The organism is Lysinibacillus sp. FSL H8-0500 (assembly GCF_038051955.1).
Taxonomy (GTDB): domain Bacteria; phylum Bacillota; class Bacilli; order Bacillales_A; family Planococcaceae; genus Lysinibacillus; species Lysinibacillus macroides.
Genome location: NZ_CP150292.1, coordinates 4,755,032 through 4,770,263, shown reverse-complemented (window position 1 = coordinate 4,770,263; position 15,232 = coordinate 4,755,032). Strand labels below are relative to the sequence as shown.

The following is a 15,232-nucleotide window of genomic DNA, read 5'->3' as shown; positions in this document are numbered from 1 at the left end:
CCTCCTTTGTAATTGTCGATGTATTGTATTTTAGTATTTTGTTAGAAAAATATTCATTTGAGGTGAGGAAAATGAGAAAAGTAATACTAACTGGAAATGGATTATCGGTAGGGTTGAACGGAGCTTTCTCATTGCAAAATATTACACAAACTTTTTACAATAATTTACCTAATGAGCATCAAAAATTTGTTGAACATCACATGGAGAGAATTCAAAAGGGAAATTATGTGCAAGTAGACTTTGAAGAAGCAATTGCAAGTATAGAGCAAGTTCATGATTCATTGGACAGTTATGTAGCATTCTTAGACACGACAGACGAGGGAAAGATATACCTTGAATCTGAAAATTTATCAGTTGATGAGTTAAGAAGTCATTTAGAAAAGATTAAACAAATCATACTATCGTATACTTCTTCGATTGTAGAGATAATTGACGGGAATGTTCATTGGAATCAAATAGACGAAAAATTGTCTGGATTTATTAGGTGGCTACAAACTCAAGTGCAAGAAAATAATCAAGTAGACTTTTTCACGTTGAACTTTGATTTACTTCTTGAAACAATCCTTCTGAGTGTGGTTGGTACTGATGAATTTACTGATTTTCATGTACCAAGGGGCTATTTGGATGGTGCTGAAAAATTTAATTTTAGTCCTCATGAAAATATAGCTGATTTTGGGCGAAGAAACATTAGGTTGCATCACTTACATGGCTCACTGTCTTCATTTAAGCGATTAAATGATGGTCGGGTGTTTAAGTTAAAGACCGAGGATATTAGACTAAAAGATTTTTACAAAAGACTAAATACATCTGAATACTTCCCTTCAATAATAACTGGGGGTTATAAAAGTGCCAAAGTACAGATGTCCCCCTTCAATTATTACTACAATAAATTTAAAGTAAAAATGATGGATCCAGACGATATTTGTGATGAGTTATATATAATTGGATACAGCTTTAGAGATGAACATATAAATGAGGCAATAAAAGCAAGGTTGGAACTAACGAGAAAAAGAGGAGAAAAGCAAAGACCTTTAAGTCGATTTGTTATTGTAGATTTCAAGGCTGAAGAAGCAGATAAAATTGAATTTGTTAAATATGTAAATGAGGTGTTAGGATTGAAATCAGCAAGAACACAATTAAGCATAGAAAAGGGTAACTTTCTATTTGATGGTGCTGATTCGATTGAACAAATTAGCGATGAATTAGTTAAGTGATTTATAAGTGTTAGGGAAATATGCCCCATTCATTTTATAATGCAAAAAACGAGGAGGATGGAAATGAATAATGTTTTACTTTGTTCAGTTTGTAAGTTCGATTACACACATTTTATAGGGACAATACAAGTAACAGATAATGATGAATACCAAGCATGTGACTTTATAGTAAATCAAAAATATCCTATAACTGTAAAGACTAAATATGAATATCGTTCACAAGGCAACCTACATCTATTATTTAGATGTGAAGATGGACATTTCTTTATAAAAAGCTTTGACGGTCATAAAGGAAACGTTTTTATTGATAATAATCAATTGATGGATGATCTGGCAAGTTACTTGAATGAGGTTTACAAAGAAGAGGAAAAACGAAGTCTTTCTTTTGATTATGGATTATTAGGTAATATCGAGAAGTTTCTTTTTTCAAAGAAGATTGACTAAATCAAAGCAATTAGAAATCAAATAGATTAGTTGAAAAAGACGAGAGAAAAAGTCTCTCGTCTCTATTTTTTGCCTCTTAAATCACTACGGTGAACCTTATCATAAGTAAGTGAGGTTTTTAAAAAGAAGTAAACCTGCATCGAGTATCAATAGATTAGATGCAGGTTTAAAGTATTTAAGATTGAATCAATTGAGTAATATCGTAGTTATAATAAGCCACATTTCTTTTTGATTGATCATCTTTATAAAGTAACTGATTATCAACTAAAAAGTTTAAAGCTTGTCTAGCTGTAGATGGGGAAATATTTAAAGCTTGTGCCATTTCTACAGCATTTGTTTTAGGGTAGCGGAACGATAGTAAGTAAACATTTTTTTGTACATCTTTTTCACACTTTGTAAGACCATCAAAAGCAATTTTTTCAGCAGTTTCTAATAAAAGATTTAACTTATCGGCCATTCTATTAGAAGCTTCTAGGAAGAATTCAATCCACTGAGTCCAACTTGCATTATGACCTCTTGTGCTATTTAAAAAGTGGTAATATTTAAATCTTTGTTTCTCAAGTTCTTCACTAACAAAAAAGATTGGGCTTGCTATTAAATTTGATTGTACTGTATATAAAGCAATTAAGATCCTACCTAAACGACCATTACCATCTAAAAATGGATGTATAGATTCGAATTGGGCATGCATAATAGCAGCTTTTAACAACGCAGGACTGTTTTCATCAATTATAAATGTATTTTCTTTCTCTAGATGTTCTGTTGAGAGTTTTTGACCATAAGGATGTTTATTAATAAAGTTTTCCCAGTTATTTAAGTAATTGGGTATCTCGTTAGCTTCAATAGGGATATATGAAGCATCTTCAATTTTATTATTAGGTCCAATAAAATTTTGAATTCTCCTAAATTCACCACTTCCTTCTGTAGTTCCCCTAGAATTTTTCATTAAAATTTCATGTAATTCCAAAATTAATCGGGTGGAAATTGGATAGCCATTTCGAATTTGCTCATAACCATAATTTAAGGCCTTTCTATAATTATCTACTTCATGAATCTTAGGAGCAGTATTTTTTTTATGTGCCTGTTCAACCATTTCTATGAATGTAACTTGAGTGCCTTCAATTCTAGTAGATTGAACAGATTCATTTAATGAGAGTGTGTTGATTAATTCAGTACCTAGTAATGAATATTTAAATCGTTCATCTAATCTTCCCAGCTTATTTGAGACTTCATTTAAAAGAATCAATATCTTAGTTGCATCCGTTACAGGAATGCTAATAGGAAGCTTTTTAATGCCTCTAATTGGTGACATAATAAATCCTCCTTAAATAAATTTTTTTATTTTTTTTACTTAAATAAGTATAATATATCATTTAAAGTTTAAAAAATGAAGAAAAAAACCTTATTTTATGGGATTTAGTATATGTTTTTTAAATCCACTTTATTCAAACTAAAATAATTTATAAAAATTGCACTTACACTAGTTACGGTGAACCGTATCATAAGTATGTGAGGTTAACGAAAAGAACTGCTAAAGATATTTAAATTGGTAACTTATAATTTATTGTAGGGAAAAACAATTGTAAGTGAAATATGTTATCCAATTTCATTAGTAAAACAGAGAAATTTTCCATTTTCAATAAAAAAATTCTTGGAAAAGTGATGTAATGAATGAAGGACAAATCTAATTTTGAGATGGATAGTCAACTTTTTATTAAAAATCTATACAGGATAGAATAAACAGATCAATTTAATAACCCCTCCGAAATAGTGATGAATTATTATTTTTGGAGGGATTATTGTTTTGAGAACATAGATTTTCCAAGCGTTAAAGATTGTTTCATTATTCCGAAACACTATATTTTATGATAAAGGCGGTGTTTAGAAACAATGATATATCTAAAGAAATCGTTATTATTATGGCAGTAAAAAGCAGGATCTCACTTTAGAATATTTCTGAAAAAATTGACATTTGTATTCTTACAATATATAGTTAAGTAAAGTTAACTTAACTAAAGGATATAGGAGTTGAGATTATTGAGACTATTTGAAGGTATGTTGATTGTCATTCATATTGTATGGTTTTTTTCTTTTCTATTAAAAATTAATGTAAAGGTGAAAGGAACTCTTAATCTGATGGCTTTTCTCCTTTTAATTATTCATTTAAGGCTTGAGGGTGATCGGTGGCAAATGGGATTGACCTATATATTGTTTATACTTTTAACGGTATTTACAATAAAGTCCTATATGCAAAAGAATGCAGAAAAAGTCCTCCTTGAAGGCGTGAAAAATAACAGGAAAGTTAAAAGATTTGTACATATTTTGTGTATGCTTATTTATTCATTTGGCAGTGTGGGCTTAGTCACGATGATGCCTGTATTTCAACTTCCAAAGCCTACGGGTCCATTCGAAGTAGGTATGAATTCAAGACATTTGATAGATGAATCCAGATATGACTCGGAACAAAAAGCTCGGGAATTAATGATTCAAATATGGTATCCAGCAGAGATAAGGGACACATTGAAGGATATGCAGTATGAACCTTTTCCTTATGTAGAATGGTCAGGAACGATGGAATTTATTTTTTCTGTTCCACGCTCTTTATTTGAGTATTTAAAGTATGGGCAAACTAATAGCATAAAGGATATAGCTGTCTCTAATCGAGAAGACAAATTTCCAGTTCTTTTATTTTCTCATGGATATGGTAGTACCAGAATGCAAAGCTTTTCCCAAATGGAGGAATTGGCAAGTCACGGATATATTGTTGTCAGCGTTGACCATACAAATGATGCAGCTTATACAAGGTTTCCGGATGGACGGGAAATCATGAATCAGACAGATGCCTATTCCTATTCTTTTAATATTGATGATGAGAAAGATGTTAAAAGGCGCTCAAAAGATATAAGCTATGTGTTAGATCAATTAACAATAATTAATCATAGGGATCCTCAAGGTTTATTTAATGGAAAGATGGATATGGGCAAAATCGGTATATTTGGTCATTCATATGGAGGTTCAACGGCTGCTCAAGCACTGTTAGACGATAGCAGAATTTCTGGAGGAATCAATATAGATGGCCCCTTACATGAACCGGTAGCCAGCTCAGGGTTTGAACAGCCTTTTATGTTTATTTTAGATGAAGATTATCTTTATATACCAGATGAAGAAATTCAGTATACAAATATTACTCCAGCGGAATTTCAAAGGTATCATAGTAAAATTACAGAGCTTGCTGACTTTCACTATAAAGAGGGGATAAAGGGAGATACCTTTATGCTTACTTTTATAGCAGGCGATCATTATACTTTTACAGATTTCCCCTTTCTCTCGCCTCTATTATCATGGAATATAGATGTAAATCAATTCCATGAAGTTATGAATAAGTATGCTTTGGCTTTCTTTGACCATTATGTGAAAGGTAAAGAAGCTGACTCATTACTTAGGGAGGCGAAAAGGGAAGATGAGTTCTACTATTTTAAAGCGAATATGAAAAAGGATTGATAATAGTCAGTGTAGAAAAATTTGTTGAATGCTAAATATGGAATCAAACAGCTTTAAATTTTTTTAGTCCCAACAATCTTATTTAATGTATCCAGAACATTTTTTAACTCTGTTAAGCTTGCTTTCGAGTAGTATTTTTCTACAAGAATAGCATCAATTTTTTTTAGAAGTTGATGGAACTCTTGGCCCCTTTCGCCAAGATAAATAAGGGCCTCTCTACGGTTTACTAAATTTTCCTGGCGATAGATCATGTTCATTTCTTCAAGTTTTGAAATGACTTGACTAACTGCACTTTTTGAAATATCAAAATGGTTTACAATATCTTTTGCAATTACTGGTTCATGACGAATGATATAATACATTATCATTTCTTGTTGAGGAGTTAGATGAAAGCTTTCTAATTCCTCAGCCTCTTTTGTTTCTTGTAAAACTAATAATTTGAACTGCTCAAATTGTTGGTTAATTTTGTCTATAAGTACTAAATAATCATGCACAGATTTATCATCCTTAATTTATTTGAAAGATTTATAGTTAAGTTAATTCTCCTTAACTATTATAGAATTGTCAATGAATAAGGATAAGTGAGGAGGAATAATGTTGAAAGTATATGAGTTCAAAGCAATTAGTATTAATGACATACCCGCAATGGCTGATTTACTAATTCATCGGCAAAATGTTGAAGGTGAAGTATTTCCATTTTTAAAAAACAGTTGTCTCAATGTCAAATATACAATACGCATACTTGAGGAATTATTTATAAATAACAAAATGATTGGGATGGGAGCATTTACGAATAATGAGCTAGTAGGCTATATCATTGGAGAGATAAAGATCGATACTCTTAGAGGCAGATATGCATGGGTGCCCTATGAGGGTGTAGCAATCCGAATGGATCAATCCTCTGAACTGATACGAAATCTATATGCAAGGGTTTCAGAGGCATGGCTTGAGCAGGGTTGTTTTATGCACTATACAATCATCCCTCTTGGTAATCAGGCATACTATGATGCTTACCAACGATTAAGCTTTTTTATCCAGCAAGTCCATGCCGTAATGAACATAAAAGATTATAAATCCTTTGAAAATGTGTCGGATGTAGAGATTAGGGTTGCTAATAAAATGGATAGTGACATGATGGGGAAAATGTCTAGTATCATTCAATCGTATCATAATGCGGCACCTACGTTTGAGCCTGCGTTACCTGAAGTAGTATCGAATATAAAAGCTGCCTATAAAAGTATAGTAGAGGACAATGACGAAATATGTCTTATTGCGATAAAGGATACGGAAGAATTAGGCTTTCAATATTATTGTCCGATCACCTCTGATTTGATGACACCTGACAACGGAGTAGAGTTAAGCATTGCAGGCACGTACCATTCTCAAATGGGAAGAGGTGTAGGGAAAAAGCTAATGAATGAAGGCTATAGAATTATGAAAGAGAAAGGATACAATAGTATGATAACAGATTGGAGAATGACCAACCTTGCCTCTTCAACGTTTTGGCCTAAGTGTGGGTTTAAGCCAGTTGCTTATCGAATGGTTAGATATATTGATAGTAATATAGCATGGGCAAACTTTAACAATCCTAGTATAAAGCTGTTATAGCAAATTCAATTAGGTATTTTAAGCCTTTATTGCTATTATGTAGAAATTTATTATAAGTATGTCTTTTTGATAGATATGATGAATGGCCATCTCCTCTAAAATTTTTTGAGTAGATGGCTTTTTCATATTTATTAGATGAAGCTTAACCTTGTAGGACATGTTCCTATCCTTCATTCCTCCCTTCTAATTGTAAAATCCTCCGTATAAGTAGTTTAAAAAGTTATATTTTTGCTAAAAAAACCGTTGTTAAATAGTAACGATTACGATATAATGCAAAACGTAATGATTACTATTTTAAATGCGGATTAGAAAAGAGGTAGTTAACTATGAAATTTGTTAATGGAAATAAGAGGTACAGCCTGGCAAATATAAAAGATACCCCAACGTTTATAGGCAATTCAATATTAAAAGTAGGTATCTTACTAGTATGTCTTTGCTTATTGAGTGCTTGTACAACACCCTCTAAGGAAACAGCTAAAGAGAATACCACGGACAAGCATATTAACTTTCTCTATAATTTTTCCACGAATTCTTTAGATCCTCATGTTGATTCAAGTTATGTTCCATTAAGAGCTGGAATAACAGAAACACTTGTGCGTTTAGATGAGGAAAATTTAACTGTCGCTCCATGGCTTGCTGAAAGCTGGGAGGGGGAGGATGGTCGACATTGGACGATTCATCTTCGTGAGGATATTACATTTCAGAATGGTAAAGCAATGGATGCAGAGGCAGTGAAGGCTTCTCTTGAACGGGCATTGCAGGAGAGTGTGGCAATTCAGAACGCTCTTAAAATAGACAAAATTGATGCAGATGGATATACCTTAACTATTGCTACAAAGGTTCCTTTTCCAGAGTTTATTTCTGAGCTAGTGAATCCGAATGTTTCAATTATCGATGTAACAGAAGAGGATATTGTCAATAAACCAGTTGGTACAGGTCCCTTTGTACTAGAGTCATTTTCACCGGGCAGTAAATTGGAGCTTAAGCGTTACGATAATTATTGGGATGGTGCTTCCAATCTTGATTCAGTAACATTCTCCTTTAATGAGGATGCAAATGCTCGCTCCCTTGCGTTGAAGTCTGGACAAGTGGATATTGTGTATCGTCCAGAGGTAGAGAGCTTGGAATCGTTAGAAGCATTAGATGGAATAAAAGTAGAATCTACTGCGACATTCCGTGTTCATCAAATGACGATGAATATGCAACAAAAAAGTTTACAGGATATAAATGTCCGTCGTGCGGTGGATGCCTTAATTAACCGTCAGAAAATTGTAGATAATATACTTTTAGGGTACGGAGAACCTGCTGTTAGCCCCTTTTTACCATCATTGCCGTTTGCTCCATCCTATGAGAAAAGTGAAACTGGATCAGATATAGCAATTAAGTACTTAGAAGAAGCGGGTTATTCCCTTAAAGATGGCAAGATGCAAAAAGACGGAGAGCCGCTTAAATTTACACTTTTAACGTATAGTGCGAGAGCAGATTTGCCATTAATCGCTCAAGTATTTCAATCGGATGCTAAACAAATAGGCGTCGATGTAGAAATTCGTCAAATTGATATACCCGAGGAATATATGGCATCAAATCGGGATTGGGATTTGGCGACATATAGCAACCTAACGGCTCCAAGAGGGGATGCAGGCTATTATTTAAATGCAACCTATCATCCAACTGGTGCGCTTAACTTTAGTGGAGCTCATGAGTCAGAGTTGACTGCCATTATCGATAAGCTCAATCAAACTGTTGGTCAGGAGGAGCGAGCTGTACTAGCAGAGCAGGCAGCTAATTATGTTCATGACCATGTAATTAATTCATTTGTTCTGCATCCTTCTACAATTGTTGCTTATAAAGAAAATAAAGTGAAAAATTGGGTAACAACGAGAAGTGAATATTATATGATTACCAATCTGTTGGATGTGAAATAGATGCTAAGAATTCTTGCTCGAAAAATCTTTGAGGTTCTAATTTTTCTATTATTTATTACATTTATTAGTTTTTTAGTTGTTAGACTTGCGCCTGGTGACCCTGTTTTAACGATTTTAAATGTTGATGAACTATCTGTTAATCAGGAGCAGCTAGAGGCATTAAGAGAGGATATGGGATTCAACAAGCCATTGCTTGTACAGTATGGACTATGGCTACTAAAATTCTTTACGCTTGATTTCGGAGTATCCTATGTTACAGGTCAACCCGTAATGGATATGATTTTAATGGGCTTGCCTGCCACTATGGAATTAGCGGCTGGAGCATTAATTGTTATGGTGGTTATATCGGTTCCATTAGGATCGCTATCTGCACTTTACCGCAATAGCTGGATCGACCAATTAGGGAGAACCTTATCTGTTCTTGGTGCAGCCATCCCTAGTTTTTGGCTAGGTCTTATTCTTATTGAGCTATTTGGTGTTCGTATGCATTGGCTTCCGACTATGGGAAGAGATGGGTTCATATCTTTAATTTTACCATCATTGACACTGGGTCTAGCTATTTCGAGCGTATATGTTCGTTTGCTTCGTTCTAGCCTTCTCGATTCATTCAGTCAGGAATTTATCCGTGCTGCAAGAGCGCGTGGTTTATCAGAAAAACGTATTTTTCTCATGCATGCATTTCGACACAGCCTTCCTCCTGTTATTACTGTTTTTGGCGTTAGCTTAGGAAGCCTGATTGGCGGTGTAGTAGTAATTGAAGTGTTGTTTGCGTATCCAGGGATAGGAAAGCTTGTGGTTGATGCTATACGCCAACGTGATTATCCCCTTATCCAAGGATATATTTTAATTATGGCAATTATTGTTTTTATTGTAAACGCATGTGTCGACCTATCTTATAGATACTTAAATCCTGAAATGAAGCTAAAAGAAAGGGAGGCGAATCGATGAGTGGATTATCTTTACGTTTGCAAAAATTAAAAAAGTTCAGTTGGTCAGGTATAGTAGCTTTAATATGCCTAATCTTTATTTTATTTATTGTTCTGTATACTTTTTTCCATTTGCAACATGATCCAAATTTAACAAACCTTGATGAACGACTTCAGGGGATGAGCCTCCAGCATCCATTAGGGACAGACCAACTTGGTAGGGATGTTTTGACAAGATTAGTGCTAGGGGCTCAGCAGACAATTGGGTACAGCTTATTAGCCCTTCTTGCTGCGCTTATTATTGGTGTACCTTTTGGGCTTATTTCTGGCTACAAACGTGGGCTAGTTGATCGTGTATTTATGCGTATTGCAGATGGATTTTTAGCTTTTCCAGATACAATTATAGCCATTGTATTAAGTGGTTTACTTGGTCCAGGTATAGGTAATCTAGTGCTTGCTATTATTATGGTTAAGTGGGTAAGTTATGCACGTCTGGTACGTAGCACGGTTTTATCTGAGTCTCAAAAGGAATATGTACTGGTTGCACGTACGAATGGTCTTTCTCCAATAAAAATCATAAGAAAGCATTTATTTCCTCATATCATCGGGCATGTTTTAGTACTCGCAAGCCTTGATTTTGGCAAAATTCTTTTGCTTATTTCAGCTTTTTCCTACATTGGTTTAGGAGTACAGCCTCCAACACCTGAATGGGGAGCAATGTTGAATGAATCACGTCCGTACTTTCAATCGAGACCTGAATTAATGATTTATCCAGGATTGGCAATCGTAGTAGTGGTGTTACTAACGAATATGCTGGGCGATTATTTACGTGATCATTTTGATGTGAAGAAGGAGGTGAAGCAATGATTTTATCAATGGAGCAAGTTTCCATTCGTAGTGGAGAGAAAAAAATTATTGATAATGTGTCATTCTCCATTGATAAAGGCGAATGGTTTGCATTAGTGGGGCAAAGTGGAAGTGGGAAAAGCATTCTTTCCCAGGCAATAGGACAATTGCTTCCTAAAAATTTTCAAGTAGAAGGTAAGATCCTTTTAAACGAGGAGGATTTGTGTTCACTGTCGCCAAAGCAAATGCGTACAATTCGTGGTCAAACTCTGTCCTATATTTTTCAGGACTATCAAGGTACCTTTACACCATTTAGAACGATTGGACAACACTTAGAGGAATATCAAAAGGTGCATGGCAACCTAGATGCTAGACAGAGAAAAATAAAGTCAATTGAGGCCCTTCATTCAGTTGGATTAGATGAAGCCTTTTATAATAGCTACCCCTTTCAATTAAGCGGAGGGCAACTTCAACGCGCTTCAATTGCAATCGCACTTTTATTATCTCCGGATTTATTGATTGCAGATGAAATAACAACTGCATTGGACAGTGTATCAGGACATCGCATTTTAGAGCTGCTTGCAAAAAAGCAAAAGGAAATAGGTTGTACCATTCTATTTATCACGCATGATTGGCGGCATGTAAGACGGTATGCTGACCGTATAGCAATCATGAAGGATGGGGTAATTGTCGAGTCTGGTGGGAAGCATCGTATACTTGACCATCCAAAGCATGCGTATACAAAGCAGCTAATTCATGCTACACCAATTTTAGGTAAGGGTCTGCTATCAGGTTTGCAGGAGGTAGGAAAAGAATGAGTTTGCTTACAGTAAAAGAACTGACCAAATCCTATCAATCAGGAAAAGTGGCGGTAGATGATCTTTCATTTACATTAAATAAAGGTGAGTGTTTAGGTCTTGTTGGGGAAAGTGGCTGTGGTAAAAGTACACTAGCTCGATGTTTATTGCGCATTGAACCAATTAACAGTGGTTCCATCTATTTTAACAATGAGCCAATCGAAAGTCTCAATGGACGACAGTTATATTCTTATCGAAAAAAGCTGCAAATCGTGTTTCAAAATCCCTTAGCTGCCCTAAACCCAAAGCTAAAAATAAAGGATTCACTGCTTGACCCCTATTTGGAGTATTCAAAGGAGCTGAATCTTAGTTATTTTTCATTTACCTCTAAGGCTGCTTTCGTCAAACAACTATTAGAAGCGGTTGAATTGCCATCTAATTTAGCTGAGCGATATCCCCATGAAATAAGTGGCGGGCAACGGCAACGGGTAACAATTGCTCGGGCTATAAGTATTGAACCAGAGCTAATTGTTTTGGATGAGCCAACTGCCAGTCTGGATGTTATTTCACAAAGGGCAGTGCTCACTTTATTAACGGAGCTTCGTGAAACATTAAATCTTTCTTATCTCTTTATATCTCATGACCTTGCTGCTGTTAACCAAATGTGTCAGCGCATACTAGTAATGAAGGAAGGTCATCTGATTGATGAATTTAATAGCCGTGATTTATTTGATAATGAACGTCATCCTTATACAAAAGAGCTTATTTCAATTTATTAGCTTTATAGAGAACTAACTCCTAAGCAGATGTTAAATAAATTGTATTAAAAATAAGAAAAATCGTCTTTCTAAGTTAGATAGGAGCAATTTCTTTATCTAAGAAATTATATATTTAGCCTTATAGCTATGAAGGAATATAAAGTAAGCTTAAACTATCACAAATATGCGTTATACATAAAGAGCAGTCATCTATCTCAAATTTAGATAGGTGGCTGCTCTTGATATTTAAAATCTTTGTTTACTGTAATTTTAGGGTCTTTCAAAATTTATATCAATTGAACTTTTTTTAGAATCAAATGTTATAATTTTCTTAAATATCAGCATAATTCATCAATCTTAAAGGGATAAGGTATTAGATGTTTATAGTGATTATAGCGAAAAAAATAGCAATATTTATTAACTATTAAAGGAGTTTTGAGATGACTAATATTGTTTCTTTACAAAAGGGTGGAAATACCATTCTTGCAGAGAGTGGCACGATTACAGTGGAGTTACGATGGAGTTCTACGTCGATATTAGATGTTAGTTCTTTTTTAGTAGGCGCTAATGGCAAGGTGCCATCAGATGCTTATATGGTATTTTACAATCAAGAAACAGAGCCAGAGCGAAGTGTTTGGTTAACAACGAATGAAACGAATAAAGTAGTTTTTACGATACAGTTAGAGAAGCTTTCACCAACTATTCAGCATTGCTTTTTTACAGCAACATTAGAGGGAAACGCAACATTTGCTACAGTTCAAGGGCTGAGTATTACAGTAAAAAGTAGGCAAGGAGAGGTTTGCTATCAAATAGATGATGCTACTGAAGAAAGGGCATTGGTTCTTGCTGAAGTATATCGACATCAAGCAACATTTAAATTTCGAGCGATTGGTAGGGGATTTAATGGTGGGCTAAAGCCACTAGCTGAATCGTATGGAGTGGAGGTTGAAGAGCCTGAAGTTCCATCTATTCCTTCTAGCGAGCCTGTTCAAGAAGTTCATTTAACAAAAATTGATTTATTGAAAAAGAAGGTTTCCATTTCATTGGAAAAGAAAAAAATTGGATTTGAAAAGTCGCGGATAGCTGTTGTTTTTGATGCATCAGGCTCAATGACACAGCTATATCAAAGAGGCACCATTCAACGTGCATTTGAACGAGTGTTAGCTGTTGCTGCCTGTATGGATGACAATGGCGAATTAGATGTTTGGTTCTTTGGCTCTAAATTTATGAAAGCTAGAAGTGTGACAGAGAGAGATTTTGAGGATTATATTCAACAAACCTATCCTGTGCCCCAAATGTTTGGTGGTTTAGGCTCAGGGAATAATGAGCCACCTGTTATGAAGGATATTATCCGTCACTATGTAAAAAAAGAGCCTCGCAAGGACATACCTGCATATATTATATTTTTCAGTGATGGTGGGATTTATAAAGATAAAGAGATTGCTAAAATTTTGATTGATGCTTCACAACATAATATTTTCTGGCAATTTGTTGGTCTAGGGAATGCGAATTACGGTGTTCTACAAAAATTAGATGATTTACCAGGGCGATTTATTGATAATGCCGATTTTTTTGCTTTGGATGATTTAGATAAAATAACAGATGAAGAATTATATGATCGACTTCTTAATGAATTCCCACAATGGCTGAGGGAGGCAAGAGCAAAGGGGATTTTGCATTAAGATCCAATGGATTGTAATTGCAGTGGATATTTTCTCTGAAGCACAGGGATGCTCAAACTTTCGTAACTGTTATACAGCCTGCATTAGGGCCTTATTTAGTAATTATAGTGACCTTTTTAACATTCTTTATGTCCAATAATGCCTTTTATTTTGGCACAGTAATTGGTAGCTTTGATTGTAGGTGTTATTTCGATTGAAACCTAAGTCTGTTAAATTTGAATATCATAAAAGCGCCGAACAAGCTTTGATACCATATTAACAGATATTTTTTGAGCGAAAGCGAAGCGGCAGCTACAGATATTTTTTGAGCGAAAGCTATAGGATGTAAGCCTCCACTGAATGAAGGTTCATTTTATTTCTTTTATGGATAAAGCCGGGAGATGTTATAAAAATATCTCCTAGCTTTTTCATTAACAAAATTATTCATTGTTCAGCCTTTTAGAAGCAGAATTCTTTTCGGCAGTCACAGCAATATGCGGCAAGGCCTTTCCTAAACCATAATGGGGCATATTGACATAAATGGCTTCATAGGTACCCTTACGAATTTGATAGGTTTCATGATAAATACCAACCGCCTCATTATTGTTTACTTTTCGATTGAATTGCTTCCAAGCAGCTAAATGCTTTTCGTTTTTAGCATAGACGAGCAAGTCTTCAAGTGAACGCCAATATTGAATCATCGTTGTTGTTTTTAGTCCAAAATAGCTTTCCATTGATAAAAAGCCCAGCTCTTCCTTGTTTGTATAAAGCTCCTTAACCATGCCAGGCATTGCTGTAAATACAGGAAACCATTTGTGAATAGCGAGACGTTTGTTTACTCTCATACCAATAATAAAAACGACCATATCCTCTGTATTATCCACTGTATAGCGGCCAGTGTAAACTTTGTTAGCCATGTTCTATTCCTCCCTTTGAAGTTGCTCCAGCGTAAAATCACACCATTCAATTGTGGCTTGCGTTGTTCTTTTTCCATAATCCAATGTAAAGAGCCAATACTTTAAATCTTCACTTGCTTTCTGCTGGATCGCTTGTTCAATTGTTATATAAGTTTGATAGCGCCCCTCAAGTGCTTCTTTATAATTTTGTAGCAGCAATAGTTGACTTTCCTCAGATTGATGGTGTCCAAAAAATAATTTAAGCAAAACTTCATTGCGTTCTGTTGGAAATAGTTCAATGGGCTGCTCTAACCAATTTTTTAATACCTCTAGCCCTTTTGCAGTTAAATAATATTCATTCTTATCAGGTCTGCCATTGCTTGCGGAAGTGCGTACCTCTGCTAATCCTTCCCGGGAAATTAATTTAAGCGTTGGATAGATTTGACCATAACTAATTTTCCAAAAATGTTGAAGGCTTCGATCAATCAACTGTTTAATGGCATAGCCTGATTTACATTCTGTCGTCAATATCCCTAATATTGCATATGTTGTGTCGTTATAATTCTTCATATTTTCACACCTATCTAAATGATATATATCATTTAGATATATAATAATGGGTGGTATTAAAAAATGCAAGACCCAGCAAGAGGGTA

The 15,232-nt window shown here is 34.8% G+C and carries 14 protein-coding genes; 10 read left to right on the top strand and 4 right to left on the bottom strand.

The annotated features are described in order from the left end of the window. Positions 1 to 71 precede the first annotated feature (71 nt). Complete coding sequence (locus MHB44_RS23015; protein WP_341301047.1) at positions 72 to 1,214, top strand: SIR2 family protein; 1,143 nt, start codon at positions 72 to 74, stop codon at positions 1,212 to 1,214. 63 nt (positions 1,215 to 1,277) lie between these two features. After that, positions 1,278 to 1,658: a hypothetical protein gene (locus tag MHB44_RS23010; protein WP_341301046.1), complete on the top strand. Its 381-nt coding sequence runs from the start codon at positions 1,278 to 1,280 to the stop codon at positions 1,656 to 1,658. 175 nt (positions 1,659 to 1,833) lie between these two features. Here MHB44_RS23010 and MHB44_RS23005 read toward each other — a convergent pair whose 3' ends face one another. After that, positions 1,834 to 2,970 (bottom strand): Fic family protein, encoded by a 1,137-nt coding sequence (locus tag MHB44_RS23005; RefSeq protein WP_341301045.1) that lies wholly within the window; start codon positions 2,968 to 2,970, stop codon positions 1,834 to 1,836. A gap of 725 nt (positions 2,971 to 3,695) precedes the next feature. On the opposite strand from MHB44_RS23005, the gene MHB44_RS23000 reads away from it, so the two are divergent. Next, on the top strand, positions 3,696 to 5,159 hold the full coding sequence (locus tag MHB44_RS23000; RefSeq protein WP_341301044.1) for a hypothetical protein: 1,464 nt from the start codon (positions 3,696 to 3,698) through the stop codon (positions 5,157 to 5,159). Between the two features lie 53 nt (positions 5,160 to 5,212). Here the strand turns inward: MHB44_RS23000 and MHB44_RS22995 are convergent, their stop codons facing one another. Continuing rightward, positions 5,213 to 5,653 (bottom strand): MarR family transcriptional regulator, encoded by a 441-nt coding sequence (locus MHB44_RS22995; RefSeq protein ID WP_341301043.1) that lies wholly within the window; start codon positions 5,651 to 5,653, stop codon positions 5,213 to 5,215. 100 nt (positions 5,654 to 5,753) lie between these two features. Between MHB44_RS22995 and MHB44_RS22990 the strand changes: the two genes are divergently transcribed. The 7 genes from MHB44_RS22990 to MHB44_RS22960 all read left to right on the top strand — a co-directional run bounded on the left by MHB44_RS22990 (position 5,754) and on the right by MHB44_RS22960 (position 13,701). Beyond that, positions 5,754 to 6,767 carry a GNAT family N-acetyltransferase gene (locus MHB44_RS22990; RefSeq protein WP_341301042.1) on the top strand — a complete coding sequence of 338 codons (1,014 nt, stop codon included), beginning with the start codon at positions 5,754 to 5,756 and terminating at the stop codon, positions 6,765 to 6,767. Between the two features lie 326 nt (positions 6,768 to 7,093). Beyond that, entirely contained in the window at positions 7,094 to 8,692 is a 1,599-nt protein-coding gene (nikA, locus tag MHB44_RS22985) for a nickel ABC transporter substrate-binding protein (protein ID WP_341301041.1), read from the top strand. Beyond that, positions 8,693 to 9,640 carry a nickel ABC transporter permease gene (gene nikB / locus MHB44_RS22980; RefSeq protein WP_341301040.1) on the top strand — a complete coding sequence of 316 codons (948 nt, stop codon included), beginning with the start codon at positions 8,693 to 8,695 and terminating at the stop codon, positions 9,638 to 9,640. It abuts the gene before it with no gap. After that, on the top strand, positions 9,637 to 10,485 hold the full coding sequence (gene nikC, locus MHB44_RS22975) for a nickel transporter permease (protein WP_341301039.1): 849 nt from the start codon (positions 9,637 to 9,639) through the stop codon (positions 10,483 to 10,485). The genes nikB and nikC overlap by 4 nt, the downstream gene beginning before the upstream one ends. Next, positions 10,482 to 11,282, top strand: a complete 801-nt coding sequence (locus MHB44_RS22970) for an ABC transporter ATP-binding protein (RefSeq protein WP_341301038.1) — start codon at positions 10,482 to 10,484, stop codon at positions 11,280 to 11,282. Before nikC ends, MHB44_RS22970 begins: the two co-directional genes overlap by 4 nt. After that, complete coding sequence (locus MHB44_RS22965) at positions 11,279 to 12,040, top strand: dipeptide/oligopeptide/nickel ABC transporter ATP-binding protein (protein ID WP_341301037.1); 762 nt, start codon at positions 11,279 to 11,281, stop codon at positions 12,038 to 12,040. Before MHB44_RS22970 ends, MHB44_RS22965 begins: the two co-directional genes overlap by 4 nt. 419 nt (positions 12,041 to 12,459) lie before the next feature. Beyond that, on the top strand, positions 12,460 to 13,701 hold the full coding sequence (locus MHB44_RS22960; RefSeq protein WP_341301036.1) for a VWA domain-containing protein: 1,242 nt from the start codon (positions 12,460 to 12,462) through the stop codon (positions 13,699 to 13,701). 419 nt (positions 13,702 to 14,120) lie between these two features. Here the strand turns inward: MHB44_RS22960 and MHB44_RS22955 are convergent, their stop codons facing one another. Further along, positions 14,121 to 14,597: a DUF4188 domain-containing protein gene (locus MHB44_RS22955; RefSeq protein WP_341301035.1), complete on the bottom strand. Its 477-nt coding sequence runs from the start codon at positions 14,595 to 14,597 to the stop codon at positions 14,121 to 14,123. A gap of 3 nt (positions 14,598 to 14,600) precedes the next feature. Then, a complete protein-coding gene (locus tag MHB44_RS22950; protein WP_341301034.1) occupies positions 14,601 to 15,146 on the bottom strand; it encodes a PadR family transcriptional regulator in 546 nt (181 codons plus the stop codon). Between the last annotated feature and the right edge of the window lie 86 nt (positions 15,147 to 15,232).